This is a genomic window from Mycobacterium seoulense (genome assembly GCF_010731595.1).
In the GTDB taxonomy this organism is placed as follows: domain Bacteria; phylum Actinomycetota; class Actinomycetes; order Mycobacteriales; family Mycobacteriaceae; genus Mycobacterium; species Mycobacterium seoulense.
In genome coordinates, this window is sequence record NZ_AP022582.1 from 1288435 (window position 1) to 1304901 (window position 16467).

Sequence of the window (16467 nt, forward strand, 5' to 3'; positions counted from 1 at the left end):
TATCTGTGTAGCGGGTTGCGGAGCTACGCGGGTATACCGCAACCGGTGCAGCAACAACCTGCCGGATTTCGGGCTTTCCCTATCTGAACGTCATGGACCTCAGTACGTCTTTTCAGCATTCCCGGGCGACAACCTGCACAAGCAACCTCGACTGGTCGCATCACATCATGGACATCTGCGATGTTAGGCCCGCGAGCGGACTAACGACGCACCCGTTGGGTGGCAACGCGGATGGCAACGTGGGGCATTTTGCGTGTTTTCGGCGGTCTTCGCCCGCCATCGCGAAATCCTTGTAGCTGCGAAGACAGGTCGCCGGCGAAGGCGGGCGAAGGCCACTCCGCAATCTGGGGGTCAAGTGGTCGCAGGTTCAAATCCTGTCAGCCCGACCAGACAAGACACCCGCCGGCGACAGCCGAGCGGGTTCCGCTCCGGGCGGGGTACATGATGCTGGGGCCGAGCGCGGGGAAAATACGACCGTCGGCTACCGCACGAGCGTCCTAAGCACCCGATCGTGATCGTGGCCGACGCCCCGTCGAGCGCTTAATGACTTTGCGCGGAGATGACGGCCGGACGCCGTCGGCGAAGATTCGCGCCCCGACTTTTATCTGGGTGCGGACGTCGGCCTCGGCGGTACCGAACCAGCGGGGCCCGACAGTTGCCGTGAAGATCGTGAAGTTGGCGAGCAGTTCGGCCACGGTGGCAGGGTCAACGTCGGGCGTGACTTGGCCTAGATCTTGATAGTGGGCGACGCCCTCGGCGATCACCGACACTCGGTGTTCGTGATTGGGTCGCATGACTCGCATGGAGAACGAGGGGTCAGATAGGGCCCGTCCCGCGATGTCCCAGCCCGGCACAGTGCCGTGACCCCGGTGCAGTCGCGTCTCGAATAGCTGCTCGACGAATTCGACGAACTCGTTCGGCAGCGCCTCCATGACTTTGTCTTCTGATTCGGTTACCGCCTCCGCGATCTGGCGCGATACCACCTGTTCGAAGATTCCTTGCTTGTCGCCGAAGTAGTGGAAGAGCATCGCCTCCGAGCAGCCGGCGCGTCGAGCTATCTCCTTGGTCGCTGCGGCATCAAACCCCTGTTCCGCGAAAACCTCAGTCGCCGCCTCCATCAACGCGCGTTGCTTCCCGTCCTTGTCTCGGACCCGCTTCACCCCGCTCCCGCTCATTCGGACACAGTAACGCGGGGCACCGTTGCGCGAACCGGCCATGATTGCAGAGTCATACCGCCCCGAATCGGGCCACGAGCCGTGTAGGTTTCTGGCAGCCCATCCGGAGAGCCTTTCGCATAGGGGGCCCAGCTGGGCTGAGCCGGTCACCTCTATGCAACCACTATCGAGCAACACTTGACAGCATCACCGCGACGTCGTTAAATGCGTCGACAATGAAGATGAATGCAGCGGTGCTATGGGACCTGCACCAGAAGTGGAGCGTCGAGGAGGTCGAGCTCGACGGCCCCCAAGAAGGCGAAGTGCTCGTTTCCTACGAGGCGACCGGGCTGTGCCATTCCGACCATCACGTCCGCGAGGGCGACCTTCCCCTGACACTTCCGCTGGTCGGGGGGCACGAGGGGGCCGGCATCGTCCAAGAGGTCGGACCGGGCGTGCGGAACCTGAACGTCGGCGATCATGTCGTGGGCCTGTTCTTGCCGTCGTGCGGCCGATGCCGATGGTGTTCGAGCGGCCACCAAAATCTGTGCGACCTCGGTGCCCAGATGGCGACCGGCGAGCAGGTCGGCGGCGGCTTCCGCCGTCACGCCAAGGGCCGGGACATCGGCGCGCTGGCCTGGCTCGGCGCATTCGCGCAATACGGCACTGTGCCGGAGGCATCGGTGGTCAAGATCGACGAGGACCTGCCGCTGAACCGGGCCTGTCTCGTCGGCTGTGGGGTGACGACCGGCTGGGGATCGGCAGTGAATACCGCGCAAGTAAAACCTGGCGACACCGTCGTGGTGATCGGATGCGGCGGTATCGGCAGTGGCGCGATTCAGGGCGCGCGGTTGGCGGGTGCCGAGAAGATCATCGCCGTGGACATCGTTGAGGCCAAGCGCGACATGGTTTCTCAGTTCGGTGCCACCCACTTCGTGACATCGATGCCCGAGGCAACCGCCTTGGTCGCGGAACTGACCCGCGGCGTGATGGCCGACTCGGCCATCGTGACGGTCGGACTGGTCGAGGCTCCGATGATCGTCGACGCACTCAACATCGTCAGCAAGAACGGGGCGGTCGTGGTCACTGCACTGGGGTCGATGCTCGACACGACAACGACCCTGCCGATGTCGATGGTCGCGATGGTGACTCTTTTTCAAAAGCGCTTGCTGGGAAGCCTTTACGGCCAGGCCAACCCGCGCTCCGATATTCCGCGCCTACTCAGCCTGTACCGCGAGGGCAAGCTTCTCCTGGATGAAACGGTCACCACGGAGTACAAGCTTGCCGACATCAACGACGCCTACGACGACATGCTCGCCGGCCGCAACATCCGGGGTGTGATCGTCCACGACCACTGACGGCCGAACGGCACGAAACGTCAGTCGAGTGCAACGCGGGACCCCGGTGTGAATACGACTGGGACTTCCCGATATCCACGCGTCACCGAATTGCCGTGGAAGATCGACTCAGCATCGGTCGCCACGGTGAAGTCGGGCATTCTGGCCAGCACCCGCTCGACGCCGGTACGGAACTCCAACCGTGCGAGGTTCGACCCCAGACAGCGGTGAACGCCGGCGCCGAACCCGAGATGACGGTTGGTTTCGCGGTCGAGGATGCACCGGTCCGCATCGGGGAACTCGCGGTCGTCGCGATTGGCCGACGCGTAGTTGACGATGACCTGCTGTCCAGGGCACAGCTTCTGCCCACCGAATTCGACGTCTTTGGTCACTGTTCGCGGAATGCCGTGGATCGACCCGGCGAAGCGGATCAGTTCTTCGACCGCGGTCGACATGAGCTCGGGTTCGCGGATCAACCGGTCCCGTTCGTCGGGATGGCTGCCCAGGTAGTGGAAGGCGCATGACATTGCGCTTGCAGTCGTCTCCAAACCCGCCTGCACCAAGAGCATCGCATTTGACACCACGTCATCGAACTTCAGCTTGACGCCGTCGATCTCGGCCGATAGCAGGACGTCGATCATGTCGTCCTGAGGTTCGCCCTCCATTCGAGTGGTGACGGCGTTGGTGATGTGCTGATAAAGGCCTACCCAGGCTGTTAGCCGGATCGCCTCAGTTTCCCCGTTCAGTGCGGTATCGGTGAGTTCGATGCACAACGGCACATCGCCAACCGGCATGCCAAGCAGATACTTGAAGAACACGATCCCGGGCTGCTGCCAGGCGACAGTCGCCAGATCGCCGCGACCCTCTTCGATGAAATTGTTGATGAGGGCGTCGGTCTCGGCGCGGATCTGCGGTTGCAGCAACTTCATCCGACCGGGGGAGAAATACGGGTTGAGCACCTTGTGGAGCTTCTGTTGGCGTGGCGGATCCAAGATGATGACGACGTCACCCGACATCTGGATCGCATCGTTGGGACCGGGCGTGCTCGAGAAGGTTTCCCAGTCTCGAAGGATTTCGTAGCACTCGTCGTAGGCCATCGCGAGCCAGGCGCCGTCTTCCCGCGGGGTCAGAAACGGGAAGTCGGTATGCGCGATCGCTGCCTTTTCACGCATATGCGAGTAGACCTCGTACAGATACTCCGGGTCGTTGAAATCCTCGTGGCGAAGATCCAGATTTTCGGCGTGGTCCTCGAGCGACTTGGGCACTGGGGCGAAGTCCTTCTTCTCTTGATGCAACCGAGACTGAGTTGTCGCGGCCGCACCGGGCGGTCGTCCAGCAGCGGTCAGCCTCGGGCCGACGTGCGTCCGAAAGCCGTGTTTTCGCACGATAGATCGCGGATATCTGCTAGTCAAGTGACACTTGATAGCTGACCGAAAGATTATCGAGTAGCACTTGACAAGTCCGGTGCTCGCTCATACTGTCCGAACTGGTTGGGCCTAGTGGCGATCGAACGAGCCCCTCTGCTCGACCAGCCCGACGCGCATTCCGCGGACGGTCACAACGGCCCAGGGAGTATCGGTGGAAGAAGATCTGCACTGGCTCATCTCCGTTGACGATCACATCATCGAACCGCCGAACGTCTGGGTGGACCGGGCATCTGCCGCAGATCGCGACCGCGTGCCCCACGTCGAACGCATCGACGGTGTCGACACCTGGGTCTACGAGATGCACCGCGCCACAGTCATGGGCATCTTGGTGGCTGCCCATCAGCAGCCCGATGACTACTCTCCATTGTCGGTGAACTACGACGAATTGCCGGAGGTCTACTACGACCCCGCGGCAAGAATCCCCGACATGGATGAGGATCACGTCATCGCGGGATTGAACTTCCCGTTCTTTCCGCGCTTTTGCGGACAAGTATTTTCGCAAGTTCGGGACCGCGAACTTGGTCTGAAATGCCTTGCCGCATACAACGACTACATCATCGATGAGTGGTGCGGGACGGCGCCGGGTCGCTACATTCCAATGATCATCGTGCCCCTGTGGGACGAAGCACTGGCCGTCGCCGAGGTGCACCGGTGTGCAGACAAGGGCGCGAAAGCGATCGCGTTTTCAGAAAACGTTCATGCGCTTGGCTTCCCGTCGATCCACTCGGGGGAGTGGGATCGGTTCTTCGCGGCCGCGAACGAAACGCAGATGCCGCTCTGCACGCACATCGGGTCCTCGTCGGTCAGCCCGAACACCTCACCGGACGCACCGTTCGGGGTGCAATCGGTGAACATCGGCCTCAACCTCGCCCACTCGACAACAGATTGGCTGTTCTCGGGCAAGTTGCAGAAGTTCCCCGACCTCAAGATCGTGTTGGCCGAAGGGGGCATCGGGTGGATTCCGTATCTGCTCGAGCGTGCGGAGCACGTCGCCTCCGAATATCGCTATCTGCGCGCCAACAACTGGACCGTCGATCCGGCAACCATGCGGATGAGCGCAATCGAAACGGACCCGGCCATCTTCCCGGAGTCGCCCCGGCAGTTGTTCCGCGATCACATATACGGCTGTTTCATCGAGGATGAGTTCGGCGCTGCGAACCTCGATTACATCGGTGTCGAGAACGTGATGATCGAAACCGACTACCCGCATACTGACAGCCTGTGGCCGCGTTCTCTGCAAGCCGCGCTCAAGAGCCTCGAGGGCAGGTCGGACGCGGACAAGTACAAGGTGCTGCAAGGCAATGCCCGGCGCGTCTTCAATTTCGAGCCCGCTCCGTACCCGGTCGCGAAGTAGCGGCGTGGCGATCCGCCAGTACGAGAACTTCATCGACGGGCGATGGACCAGTGACAACGCGGGCCCGTCAATCGATGTGATCGATCCAGCCACCGAAGAGGTGGTCGGCCGGGTTCTTGATGGCGGCCTCAAGCAAGCGGTCATGGCTATCGAAGCGGCGCGCCGGGCGTTCGACGAGGGTCCGTGGCCGTGGATGTCCGTGCGAGACCGCGCGAGAATCTTGAAGCGCTTCAGCGAAATCATGGAGTCGCGGCACGACGAGCTCCGCGAGCTCATTGTTTCCGAGATCGGTTCGACGAGCTTTCTCACCGATTTTCTTCAGGTGGGCGGAGCGATCGAAGCATCGCACTACTACAGCGATTTCGCCGAGCACGACGTCACATGGGTGGAAGCCCCCGGCGGCCCGACGGTGTCGCCGACCGGACTCGGCGGCACGGTTGTCGTTCGCGAACCGGTCGGGGTGGTCGGCGTCATCACACCGTTCAACTTCCCCTTCTCGATCAACCTGCAAAAGTGTTTGCCCGCGCTGGCGGTCGGTTGCACGGTCGTATTGAAGCCACATCCGTGGACACCGATGAACGCGCTGGAACTCGCCGGCATAGGCGAGGAAGCCGGTCTACCGGCCGGTGTCTTCAACGTCGTGGTGGGCGGCGGTGACGTCGGGGAGGAGTTGTCGACGAATCCCCTGGTGGACATGATCGCCTTCACCGGGTCGACGGCGACCGGAAAGCGCATCCGGGAGGTATCGGCGCGGACGATGAAGCGGGCCCAGCTGGAACTCGGCGGCAAGAGCGCGCACATCGTTCTCGACGACGTGACCGAGTCCGAAGTCGCCGGCATCGGTTTCGGACAAGTGCTCATGCATTCGGGGCAGGCGTGTGTTGCCGCGTCCCGCCTGTTGCTACCAGAGCACCTGCTCGATGCCTACATCGACGGCGTGAAAGCCATGGCGCCGAACCTCACGATCGGTGATCCCCGCGACCCGGCCACGGTGGTGGGTCCGCTGATCCGTGAGCAGCAGCGGCAGCGAGTCGAGAGCTATGTGGAATCGGCGCTCGACGAGGGAGCCACGCTGGTTGCCGGCGGCAGGCGGCCGCCGCATCTGGGCAAGGGCTTCTTCTACGAGCCGACGGCATTCATCAACTGTCGCAACGACATGCGGATCTGCCAGGAAGAAGTCTTCGGCCCCGTTCTGACCGTCCTGACATACCAGAGCCAGCAGGAGGCGGTACGGATTGCCAACGACTCCGACTTCGGACTCGCGGGCGTCGTGATGACGCGCAACGCCGCACGGGGTTTCAACGTGGCACGCCAAATCCGCACCGGCACAATCATTGTGCAGACCACCGGTGGTGGGGCGGCTGATCCTGGGCCCAATCCGGGGAACGGCTCGGGTCCGGGCTGGTCCGTGCCCGGGCGTGGGCTGTTCAACGGCGGGGGCCCGTTCGGTGGTTTCAAGCACAGCGGCATTGGCCGCGAGCAAGGGCGGTGGGGCTTCGAGGAGTTCACCGAGATCAAGTCGATCTCCTGGATGTGAGGCGAAGGTGCACAAGGGCTTCGGATATCTGAGAGGTTAGCGGCTGTGCTTCACGATGTCCGTGTCCTCGAGCTGTCTCTGTTCTCGCCTGACGCCCTCGGTGGGCACCTCGCCGACCTGGGCGCTGAGGTGATCAAGGTCGAACAACCTGGGGGAGGCGGATTCCGCGGCGACCTCTTCCCGCCGGACAACGTGCAAAACCTCCAGTGGAACCGCGGCAAGAAGAGCGTCACGCTCAACTTGAAATCGGAGAAGGGCGTTGGGATCTTTCGCCGCCTCGCCGCCGAGGCCACGGTGGTGATCGACGGCTTGAGGGCGGGAGCCGCCGAGCGACTCGGCCTCGGCTATGACGACGTCGTCGCAATCAACCCCACGATCGTCTATTGCAGCCTCAACGGAATGGGCAGCTACGGCCCATACGCGAAGCTTCCCACGCACGGATTGTCCTTCGATTGTTTCGCCGGCCTGAACCCGCCGGTGATTCAAGCCGACGGAACCCCGCGCCTGTCGGCCGGCGCCACCGGCACCACGGGAGTGTTGGCAGGTCCTCTCTATGCCGCGATGGCCGTTCTCGCGGCACTTCACAGCGCTCACCGCGACGCGAAACCGCAATACGTCGAGGTCTCCCAGGTCGACGCCGCGATCGCGTGGAACTTCCAAAAACTGACGGCGCTCGCGAACGGGCTGTTCGGCTACTCAGACGGTATGCAGGCGTCGTTGCGGTATCAGTATTACCGGACCAGCGACGGCCACTACGTGGTGTTCAACGCGTTGGAAGACAAGTTCTGGCGTCGATTCTGCGACGCAGTGGACCGGGCGGATCTCTATGAATCCGGACAAGCCCCCCTGGGCGCCGACCCGCAAGCAGACGAACACCTGCGCGGTGAACTCACCACCATCTTCAAGAGCCGTACCCGCCGTGAGTGGACCGAGTTCTTCATCGCCACCGATATCGCCGGAGCGCCGGCCTTCGAGAGCACCGATCTTCTCGACGACGAACACGTCAAAGCACGCGGCATGGTGTACGAGCCGCCTGACCACGGCCGACCGCCCTTGCGACTCATCGGAATTCCTGTCAAGACGAGGCCGGACCGTCCGTTCGCCGCGGACCTCCCGCCGGCTGTCGGCGCACACACCGACGAGGTGCTCAGGACGCTGGCCGGCTGCGATGAATCAGAACTCGCTCAACTCCGCCGAGACGGAGTGATCTGAATGAACATCCTCCAGGGTGTGCGGATCGTCGAGATCGCCGACGAGATTGCCGGACCGTACTGCGGCAAGCTGTTCGCAGACGTTGGCGCCGAAGTGATCAAGGTCGAGTCAGCACAGGGCGATCGGCTTCGCCGCAGGGGGACGGGGCGGCGCGCGGGCGACGACGGGGCCCTGTTCACGTTTCTGAACGCCGGAAAGCGCTCGGCCGTGGGGGTTTACGGTGAACCGCACATCGACGATTTGATCGCCGGAGCCGACATCGTGATCGATGCCGGAGTCTGCGGACGGATCGACCACGACGAATTGCTTCGTCGATTGCCGCATCTGGTAATCGCAGCGATGTCACCGTTCGGCTTGACCGGGCCGTATCGCGACAAGCCTGCGACAGAGTTCACGCTGCAGGCCGAAAGCGGGACCATGGGCTTGCGAGCTCGACCGGATCAGCCTCCGCTCCAAGCCGGGGGCCGGGTGTTCGAATGGGTTCTCGGAAGCTACGCGGCGGTCGGTGCTTTGGCTGCATACCTCAGCGCCCGAGACGGACGCGGCGGCGAGATCATCGACTGTTCGCTGATGGAGGCATGCCACCTCAGTGCCAGCGGCTTCATCGACATGTACTACGCCCTCGCGGGCAGTCCGCCGATTTCGGCTCCGCCGCGAATGACTGAACTGCCCTCAATCGAGCCGACAGCCGACGGCTGGATTGGGTTCAATACCAACACCCGTCAGCAATTCGAATCCTTCTTGCTCATGATCGAGCGCTACGACCTTCTCGAAGAGGACCCGGCCTGGGCCCTCGCGCCGACTCGATACGAGCGAATGGAGGAATGGAACAAGATCGTCCGTGACTGGACCACCCGGCACACTACCGAAGAGATCGTCGACCTCGCCTCGGCACTTCGCATTCCCGTCGCACAGGTCAACAACGGCCAGACCGTTCTCGACCACCCCCACTTCAACGCCCGCGGCGTCTGGAGCGTCAGCGCCGACGGCTCATTCACCCATCCGCTTCCGCCCTACCGCATCGACGGCACGAGACCGGGCAGCAGACCCAAGCCCGCGCCGCGACTCGGAGAGCTCAATGTCGTTGAGCTTCCTGCGAAGCCGAGGCAACCGGACACCGCCCGATCAGCCGGGAGCCTTCCCTTGGCGGGCATCCGCATCATCGACGCGACGGCGTGGTGGGCCGGGCCTTCGTCCACCCACATCCTCGCCGCGCTGGGCGCCGACGTGATGCACCTCGAGTCGATTCAGCATCCGGACGGCGCGCGGATGACAGCCGCAGCGTTCATTGACCAACCCAGCTGGTGGGAACGTTCGGCCATGTTCTTGGCCACCAACACCAACAAGCAGGGCCTGACCCTCGACCTTTCCTCCGCGCGAGGCCGAGAGGTGTTCTTCCGGCTTGTCGAACAAGTCGACGTTGTGGTCGAGAATTTCTCGCCGCGCGTCTTTGAGAATTTCGGTATCACGTGGAAAGCATTGAGTGCCGTCAACCCACGGCTGATCATGACCCGCATGCCTGCCTTCGGTCTGGACGGACCGTGGCGGAATAATGTCGGTTTCGCGCAGACCATGGAGCAGATGACCGGCATGGCGTGGGTGACCGGCCACGAATATGACCAACCCCGGATCCCACGTGGCCCATGTGACCCGCTGGCAGGCATGCATTCCGCCTTTGCGATGCTTGCCGCCCTGAGGCGGCGTGAGCAGACCGGTCGTGGCTCTTTCGTCGAAGTTTCGATGGTGGAGGCGGCCCTCAACGCTGCCGCTGAGCAGCCGATTGAGTACACCGCTTACGGCGCCATACTGTCGCGGTTAGGCAACCGGAGCAGGGACGCAGCCCCGCAGGGCCTGTACCCATGCCGCGGTGACGAACGATGGTTGGCTATTTCCGTCGCCTCCGATGAGCAGTGGACTGCGCTGAAGACTGTGCTCGGTCAGCCCGACTGGGCAGATGACCCCTCGCTCGACACGCACGACGGACGTTGGCGTGCACATGATTTGATCGACAAGCACCTCGAAAAGTGGGCCGGCGGCCAAGACTGCGTCGATGCGGCGGCCGCGCTGTCGGCTTCCGGAGTTCCTGCCGCACAGCTCTACGATGCGCGCCTCAGTCCTCAACACCCGCAGCTGGCCGCGCGTGGCTATTTCGAACAAGTGGATCACCCAATTGTCGGTAAGCACCACGTGCCGACCATTCCGTTCCGATTCCGCAGTGTCGGTCAATGGTGTCGGTCCTCAGCACCCACCGTGGGAGAGCACAACGAGTCGATCCTGAAAGAACTGCTCGGATTGGACGAGGCCGCAGTCGAGGCGCTTGCCGCAGAATCTGTGGTTGGCTCGCGACTCAAGGGCGTCGAATAACCGCATGTCGGAATTTCGATTGACTTCGGATGCAGGGGAGAGGGCAACGATGCGTTTACGGATAGACCTCGATGCCTGCCAGGGTCACAGTCGCTGTGCCTTGGCCTATCCCGAGATTTTCGACGTCGACGACGACGCAAAGGCATTCGTTCATGTCGACAGCGTTCCCCCGGAATGGGAAGACAAAGCGCTGATCGCGATTGCGAACTGCCCTGAGCGCGCCATCAGCATGGACGAATGACGACGCCAGTGATCCCGCAGAGGGGCGATACATAAAAAACGGACGATTTGGGCAGCGCAAGGCGACAGCGCGCCACGGCCTCGCTACTGTGTGGCCACGAACGAGAAGTTCCTGGCAGAGGAGACCAGATCCGGGTCGACGACGCAGCGAGTGCCGTCGACGTTTGCCTGCCCCGACACCACCCTGGCCGCCGCCGCGGCGCCGGCGGCATTGCGGGTGGGGCCCCAGCCGCCGACCAGGCCGTGGCCGTTATCCGACAGGGCCACACAGCCACCCCGGCCCTCGGCAAGAACGTGGCAATCGGTTGCGCCATGCCGCTCGGCGCAATGACTCATCGCGTACGCCTCAACGTCGCCGAGGCTGGCCGTGTTGCTGCCAACCGTGACTTCGACAGCGTGGGTGGAATCCGAGCCCGCGATCACGATGTACCCACCACCCTGGGCCTGTGCCGGTGCGGCCAGCTCGACAGCACAGACAGCAAGAACAACGGCGGACGCAAGAGGCTTGAACACGTGCTTCCTTTCGCGGCGCCCGGGCAGTAAGGAGCGCCGTAGTAATACGGTGCTCGCTCACCGGGGGATGTGCCCCGTCATTAACAAGGCCTTGACACGCGCGTAGCAAATCTTCACAGGGGGTGCCCCCGTGCGAGGCGGATTGTGACGAGCCTCAACCAGCTAAAGTGACGCACCTCATAGCCTGACCAGCGTCAATTAGGTCATCCTAACCATCGTTCGTGTATCTGATGGCTGGGAGCGCGATGGCCGACCTGAACTTTGCCTATGACCTGACCCTCGACGAGGCGCGTCGACGCAGCGCGGTGCTCGAGGCGATGGGGGACGACTGGGACCCGGTCGCCGTCCTCGCGGAGGAAGAGACGGCCTACGACATGCTCTACTCGAACTTGGACGCCGAGCAGCAGCGGGTCTACGACGAGCTGGTCCGCGCCGGCGTCCTGCCCTCACGGACGGCTGATCGTGTTACCGATTGATCCGACGGCCGACCGTAGCCGCCGCGCCTGGCTGCCCTGTCCGCGCTGCGACCACCGCGCACACTGTGGTGAATGCCGCGACCGGCGGAACTGCGATACGCACTGGCAGTACCTGCTGAGCAACAGGGGGACGCTGGTGCACTTGCAGTGCTCGGATTGCGGTCATCTCTGGTCGACGGACACGCATCGCCGCACCGCCTGACCCGCCGGGCACGATGTGACCAGGACAGTCGATGCTGTGTGCTCGCCAACCGGTCATCGCGCGCTGAAGGCTAAAACCGTTGTCGAGTCGTAGGTCTGGTCCGGGTTGAGCGTGGTGCTCGGAAAGGTCGGGTGATTCGGAGAATCGGGGTAGTGCTGGGTTTCCATCGTGAATCCCGCACCCTGCCGGTAGGTATGCCCGCTGGTGCCCGTGAACGTCCCATCGATGAAGTTGGACGTGTAGAACTGCAGACCTGGCTCGGTCGTGGAGACAGTCAATGTGCGCCCAGACTTCGGGTCCTCGGCCCTGGCCGCCACCACCGGCCCGCTGTTGTTGCCGCGGTTGATCACCCAGTTGTGGTCGTAACCCCGGGCCAGCAACAGCTGCGGGTCATCAGCGCTGATATGCGCGCCGATAGCGGTCGGTGATGTGAAATCAAACGGTGTGCCCTTCACCGGGGCGATCTGACCGGTCGGGATCTGTGTGGGGTCGGTTGGAAGGTAGTTGTCGGCATAGATGGTGACCTTCTGGTCGTAGACGTCGAGCGTGTCCTCACCTGCCAGGTTGAAGTAGCTGTGATTGGTCAGGTTGATCACGGTCGGCGCATCGGTGGTCGCGTGGTAGTCGATGCGCAGTTCGTTGTTCTGGCCCAGGGTGTAGGTGACGGTAGTCGTCAGCATTCCGGGATAGCCCATTTCACCTGCGGGACTGACATATTGGAGCTTGAGGCTCACGCTGTCGCCACCGTTTTGTTGAGTGGCCTGCCACACCTTCGTATCGAATCCCGCGGTGCCGCCATGCAGGCTGTTGCCATTATTGTTGGTCGGCAAGTGATACTCGTTGCCGTTCAACGGGAAAGATCCCTTGGCGATCCGGTTGCCATAGCGGCCGATGATCGCGCCGAAATAGGTCTTGGCGGGCCCCGTGTTGTTCAGGTATCCGACCAGGGTCGGAAAGCCCAGCACCACATTGTCGACGCGTCCGGTGCGATCGGGGACCTCGATCGACTGAATGATGCCGCCGTAGGTCAGGATTCGGACGCGCACGCCGTGCCCGCTGGTGAGCGTGTAGCGGATCACCGGGGTCCCACCGACTTGACCGAACGGCTCGCTGGTGATTGATGGCGGACCTGCGGGCATCGATCTATTGCCACTGTCCGCGGTGGAGTTCGTCGTCGTGTTGCCACATGCCGCCAGCCCCGTCGCACCGGCGAGTGCGATCAGTTGAAGTAGCCGTTTCCCGCGCATCGCGCTCCTCGCATTGGTACCGAAACCACCCCGGCAGCTCGTGATGAGGAAGGATATGGCCGTCGGCGTGATCACCGCGCCAGACCCTGGTCGAGGATAGCGCTGGCGTCGCGCGGATCGGCTTGATCGGAACACCGAGTTCACGGCGCATTCCCGGTGGTGATCGAGCAGTTTGCGCGGTGACCGCTCGCGCGAACCCCGATGGCCGAAGGATGATGGCTGTCATGGACGCTGAACTCAAACGCTGGCTGGACTCCGGGGAGTACTTCGACTACCTCGGGTTCGACATCTTCTACCGAGTGGAGGGCAGCGGACCGCCATTGCTGCTGATTCACGGATATCCGTTCAATTCCTTTGACTGGGCCCGCATTTGGCCTACGCTGTCCCAACGGTTCACCGTGATCGCCCCGGACATGATCGGCATGGGGTTCTCCGCCAAGCCCGTGGCCTACGAGTACTCGGTGACGGACCACGCCGACATGCACGAAGCTTTGCTGGCGCACCTCGGCATCGGCAGCGCGCACATTCTGGCCCACGACATCGGCGACTCCGTGGGCCAGGAGTTGTTGGCCCGTCACGAGTTCGGCCAACAAACGTACGGCGAGTGGCACATCGACTCGATCACCTGGCTCAACGGGGGGATGTTCATCGAGGCCTACACGCCCAGGGCGGCGCAGAAGCTGATGTCGGGCACCCCGTTGGGCGACATCTTCAGTCATGTGCAGAACAGCCCGGTGTCCCGGCGGCTGTTAGAGCCGACGCTGCGCGAGATGTTCGGCCCGAACACCAAGCCGACCCGGCACATGATGGACGTGTTCAACCAGATCTTGGATTACCACGACGGTCGCCGCGTGCTCCACAAGGTCGGCCGGTTCATCAACGATCGCTACACGCACCGCAATCGGTGGGTGCGTGCCATGCGCCAGACCGCGGTGCCGATGCGGTTGATCGACGGGCCGGTCGACCCCAACTCCGGTGCCCACATGGCGCGCCGCTACGCCGAAGTGATTCCCGAACCCAATGTCGTGATGCTGGCCCACGACATCGGGCACTGGCCCCAAATCGAGGCGCCCGACGCGGTGCTGACGCACTTCCTCGCCCACATCGACCGCGTCGCCGCCGACTGAACCACTCGTCGTCTGGGATCGGCTAGCCGTGATGCGGCGGTCGCTCGTCGCGCAGGCGGCCCTCGTCCGACGCCGCGCGCATCTGCTCCTCGTCACCGAACCTCTCCAGGTCCTCGGGCGTGACGCGCGGAGTCGGCGGCTTGGGCGCGGCCGGAGTGGGGCGTGGGGGTTCGGCGGGCACGACGCGATTATCGCCTACGGCTGAAACGCCGGGAGGATCGTGCCGGAATCGCGAATCTCCCAGATGCTGGCTTTGGTGATGCCGTCGAAGTTGATCTTGTTCAACGTTGCTCGCGAATACGTCAGATCGATGGCGACCTGGGTCGAGGTGTTGCCGTACGGGTCGGTCATCGGGAAGGTGCCCTGCACGTTCACGGCGGACGCGTCGGGATACGTGGCTCTCGCGTACTTGAGAATGTCGATGGTGTCCATCCGGGCGCCGTCCTTGATCATCTGCTCGGTGTAGTTGTCTCGAATGGCGAATCGCGCGTCGACCACGTCGCCGTTCGGGCCCGGCGCAACGGTGAAGGTGACGCCGTCCGGCTTCTTGGGACCGGCCGGCGTCGACGGCGCCGCCTCGGTCGGTGCGGGCGGTGCGGCCGTGGCCGAGCTGCTCGACGGGATGTCCTTCTTCTCGTCGAAAACCCAGTTCCTGCCGATGACGACCAGGAGGACGAGGGCGCCCAGTGCCGCCAGGGCCAGGGCCGCCTTTCCGGAGTCGCCCTTCTTCGACGGCTCCGTGGCGAAAGCCCAATCGCTGGTCCAGTTGGTGCCGTCGAAGTACCGTTGTAGCCCGTGGCCTACCCCCGCGGGATCGGGGTACCAGCCCGGCGCCGATTGCGGCGGGGGCGGGGCCTGTTCAGACGGCATGTATCCATTTTCGTCGCGACGGAGACATCCCGGCTACCCGTTGCGCCGGCCGCCCGAAACGGGACGGAAGCAAGACGCCTGGCCATGTGAACCCGAGATGGCCCTGGCGTGACGGTTCGGCGCGAGGCCGGGCATTCGATGCGCCCGGGTGGCCGGTAACCGCTATGACATTACGGTGAGCAACCGCCAGGTGAACCTGACCCAGCAGGAAAGTTCGTTGATCGGCGAGAGTCATCCCGAGGCTCTCACGCGTATGGACGAGCAGTCGCTGAAGGAATTGCAGAGCCGCCTCAGGCACGCGCGCGACAAGAACTTCAGCCTCTTGCGGCGTCAGGGTGCGGCCCGGGTGGAGGCCGAAGGTGCCCGCGGCGCGGTCCAGCCGGCCAACGAAAAGCGCGGCGAGAAGGTCGAGATCTTCGACGCGGCGCTGGCTCGGGTGAGCGAGCGCCTTGACGACCTCCGCGGCACCGAGTAGCGGCTCACGTATCGAGCTCGTGGTGTACGAACCCCAGTTCGCCGAGTGCGTTTCTTGCGAACCTCGTCAACGACGGCGAGCTGGCCGGTGACGGGGGAGGACCCGGTCGGCGCAGGAAAAATCGTGGTTTAGAAACGGCAGTTGTTGGGCAAACACCGCCATGGCCGCGCGTCATGGCGCCTGTTTTCTTGCTTCCGCGGTAGTCGCGGTGTCGGGCGTAAGTGCTTCGATCGTCGCTTCTGCCATACCGCTTGCCTCCGCCGATCCTTGTCCGGACGTCCAGGTGGTGTTCGCCCGCGGTACCGATGACCCGCCGGGTCTTGGTCCGACCGGGCAGGCATTCATCGACTCGCTGCGCCCGCGCGTTGGCGCAAATTCGTTCGACGTATATCCGGTCAACTATCCCGCCACCCATGACTGGACGAATGCGGGCGAGGCGGGCATCAGGGACGCGGGCGCGCACGTCGTTTCGATGGCACACGACTGCCCCAACACCAAGATGGTGCTCGGCGGATATTCCCAGGGCGCGGCCGTGATGGGCTTCGTCACCTCGGCTGTCGTACCGGCGGGGATCGACCCTGCGAGCGTGCCCAAACCGTTGGACCCCGAGGTGGCTAACCACATCTCCTCGGTCGTGCTCTTCGCATTGCCAAGCGACAAGGCGATGAACTTCTTCGGCGAGCCGCCGGTAGTCATCGGCCCGCTCTATCAGGCCAAGACCATCCAGGTATGCGCCGCCGGCGATCCGATCTGCTCCGACGGGATGAACTTCGCCGCACATGACACGTACTCGACCAACACGGCAATGATCGACCAGGGTGCGGCGTTTGCGGCCAGTCGCCTTGGCGGAGGTTCCGGCCCGGCGTGGGTTGCGGGTCCGGGCGCGTCGACGAGCGCCGGCGGGCTTCCAGGCGCTCCCGGCTGAACTCGGG

General features: G+C 63.4%; 16 protein-coding genes. 10 read left to right on the top strand and 6 right to left on the bottom strand.

Annotated features, from left to right (window positions below; all coding sequences use genetic code 11):
* Positions 1-497: 497 nt before the first annotated feature.
* Entirely contained in the window at positions 498-1175 is a 678-nt protein-coding gene (locus G6N37_RS05950; RefSeq protein WP_163677250.1) for a TetR/AcrR family transcriptional regulator, read from the bottom strand.
* Between the two features lie 215 nt (positions 1176-1390).
* Between G6N37_RS05950 and G6N37_RS05955 the strand changes: the two genes are divergently transcribed.
* Positions 1391-2512 (top strand): NDMA-dependent alcohol dehydrogenase, encoded by a 1122-nt coding sequence (locus G6N37_RS05955; RefSeq protein ID WP_163684673.1) that lies wholly within the window; start codon positions 1391-1393, stop codon positions 2510-2512.
* 20 nt (positions 2513-2532) lie between these two features.
* Here G6N37_RS05955 and G6N37_RS05960 read toward each other — a convergent pair whose 3' ends face one another.
* Positions 2533-3756, bottom strand: coding sequence for a cytochrome P450 (locus G6N37_RS05960; protein ID WP_163677253.1), 1224 nt, complete (start codon positions 3754-3756; stop codon positions 2533-2535).
* A 313-nt stretch (positions 3757-4069) separates the two neighbouring features.
* On the opposite strand from G6N37_RS05960, the gene G6N37_RS05965 reads away from it, so the two are divergent.
* The 5 genes from G6N37_RS05965 to G6N37_RS05985 are packed head-to-tail and all read left to right on the top strand — an operon-like array spanning position 4070 to position 10626.
* Positions 4070-5272, top strand: coding sequence for an amidohydrolase family protein (locus tag G6N37_RS05965; RefSeq protein WP_163677256.1), 1203 nt, complete (start codon positions 4070-4072; stop codon positions 5270-5272).
* A gap of 4 nt (positions 5273-5276) precedes the next feature.
* Positions 5277-6809, top strand: a complete 1533-nt coding sequence (locus G6N37_RS05970; RefSeq protein WP_163677261.1) for an aldehyde dehydrogenase family protein — start codon at positions 5277-5279, stop codon at positions 6807-6809.
* A 45-nt stretch (positions 6810-6854) separates the two neighbouring features.
* Positions 6855-8021 (top strand): CaiB/BaiF CoA transferase family protein, encoded by a 1167-nt coding sequence (locus G6N37_RS05975; RefSeq protein WP_163677264.1) that lies wholly within the window; start codon positions 6855-6857, stop codon positions 8019-8021.
* Entirely contained in the window at positions 8022-10385 is a 2364-nt protein-coding gene (locus tag G6N37_RS05980; RefSeq protein WP_163677267.1) for a CaiB/BaiF CoA transferase family protein, read from the top strand.
* 49 nt (positions 10386-10434) lie between these two features.
* Positions 10435-10626 (top strand): ferredoxin, encoded by a 192-nt coding sequence (locus G6N37_RS05985; RefSeq protein WP_163684675.1) that lies wholly within the window; start codon positions 10435-10437, stop codon positions 10624-10626.
* 83 nt (positions 10627-10709) lie between these two features.
* Here the strand turns inward: G6N37_RS05985 and G6N37_RS05990 are convergent, their stop codons facing one another.
* Complete coding sequence (locus tag G6N37_RS05990) at positions 10710-11138, bottom strand: DUF4189 domain-containing protein (RefSeq protein ID WP_163677270.1); 429 nt, start codon at positions 11136-11138, stop codon at positions 10710-10712.
* Positions 11139-11383: 245 nt separating this feature from the next.
* Between G6N37_RS05990 and G6N37_RS05995 the strand changes: the two genes are divergently transcribed.
* Positions 11384-11614 (top strand): DUF6400 family protein, encoded by a 231-nt coding sequence (locus tag G6N37_RS05995; RefSeq protein WP_163677273.1) that lies wholly within the window; start codon positions 11384-11386, stop codon positions 11612-11614.
* A gap of 255 nt (positions 11615-11869) precedes the next feature.
* Here G6N37_RS05995 and G6N37_RS06000 read toward each other — a convergent pair whose 3' ends face one another.
* Positions 11870-13138 carry an aldose epimerase family protein gene (locus G6N37_RS06000; RefSeq protein WP_232075312.1) on the bottom strand — a complete coding sequence of 423 codons (1269 nt, stop codon included), beginning with the start codon at positions 13136-13138 and terminating at the stop codon, positions 11870-11872.
* Between the two features lie 149 nt (positions 13139-13287).
* Here G6N37_RS06000 and G6N37_RS06005 point away from each other — a divergent pair, with 149 nt between their 5' ends.
* The gene (locus G6N37_RS06005) at positions 13288-14190 is read left to right on the top strand and encodes an alpha/beta fold hydrolase (RefSeq protein WP_163677276.1); all 903 of its coding nucleotides are present in this window, start codon (positions 13288-13290) and stop codon (positions 14188-14190) included.
* A 22-nt stretch (positions 14191-14212) separates the two neighbouring features.
* Here the strand turns inward: G6N37_RS06005 and G6N37_RS25825 are convergent, their stop codons facing one another.
* Positions 14213-14371, bottom strand: coding sequence for a hypothetical protein (locus tag G6N37_RS25825; protein ID WP_167527365.1), 159 nt, complete (start codon positions 14369-14371; stop codon positions 14213-14215).
* 14 nt (positions 14372-14385) lie between these two features.
* Positions 14386-15060, bottom strand: coding sequence for a DUF2510 domain-containing protein (locus G6N37_RS06010; RefSeq protein WP_163677279.1), 675 nt, complete (start codon positions 15058-15060; stop codon positions 14386-14388).
* 175 nt (positions 15061-15235) lie between these two features.
* Here G6N37_RS06010 and G6N37_RS06015 point away from each other — a divergent pair, with 175 nt between their 5' ends.
* On the top strand, positions 15236-15535 hold the full coding sequence (locus G6N37_RS06015; protein WP_163677283.1) for a hypothetical protein: 300 nt from the start codon (positions 15236-15238) through the stop codon (positions 15533-15535).
* Positions 15536-15695: 160 nt separating this feature from the next.
* Positions 15696-16460 (top strand): cutinase family protein, encoded by a 765-nt coding sequence (locus G6N37_RS06020; protein WP_163677286.1) that lies wholly within the window; start codon positions 15696-15698, stop codon positions 16458-16460.
* Positions 16461-16467: the final 7 nt, after the last annotated feature.

Bases quoted from the DNA above. Each gene is read 5' to 3' on its own strand.
- G6N37_RS05950 (WP_163677250.1), bottom strand. From the start codon at position 1,175: ATGAGCGGGAGCGGGGTGAAGCGGGTCCGAGACAAGGACGGGAAGCAA.
- G6N37_RS05955 (WP_163684673.1), top strand. From the start codon at position 1,391: ATGAAGATGAATGCAGCGGTGCTATGGGACCTGCACCAGAAGTGGAGC.
- G6N37_RS05980 (WP_163677267.1), top strand. From the start codon at position 8,022: ATGAACATCCTCCAGGGTGTGCGGATCGTCGAGATCGCCGACGAGATT.
- G6N37_RS05985 (WP_163684675.1), top strand. From the start codon at position 10,435: ATGCGTTTACGGATAGACCTCGATGCCTGCCAGGGTCACAGTCGCTGT.
- G6N37_RS05995 (WP_163677273.1), top strand. From the start codon at position 11,384: ATGGCCGACCTGAACTTTGCCTATGACCTGACCCTCGACGAGGCGCGT.
- G6N37_RS06005 (WP_163677276.1), top strand. From the start codon at position 13,288: ATGGACGCTGAACTCAAACGCTGGCTGGACTCCGGGGAGTACTTCGAC.
- G6N37_RS06010 (WP_163677279.1), bottom strand. From the start codon at position 15,060: ATGCCGTCTGAACAGGCCCCGCCCCCGCCGCAATCGGCGCCGGGCTGG.
- G6N37_RS06020 (WP_163677286.1), top strand. From the start codon at position 15,696: ATGGCCGCGCGTCATGGCGCCTGTTTTCTTGCTTCCGCGGTAGTCGCG.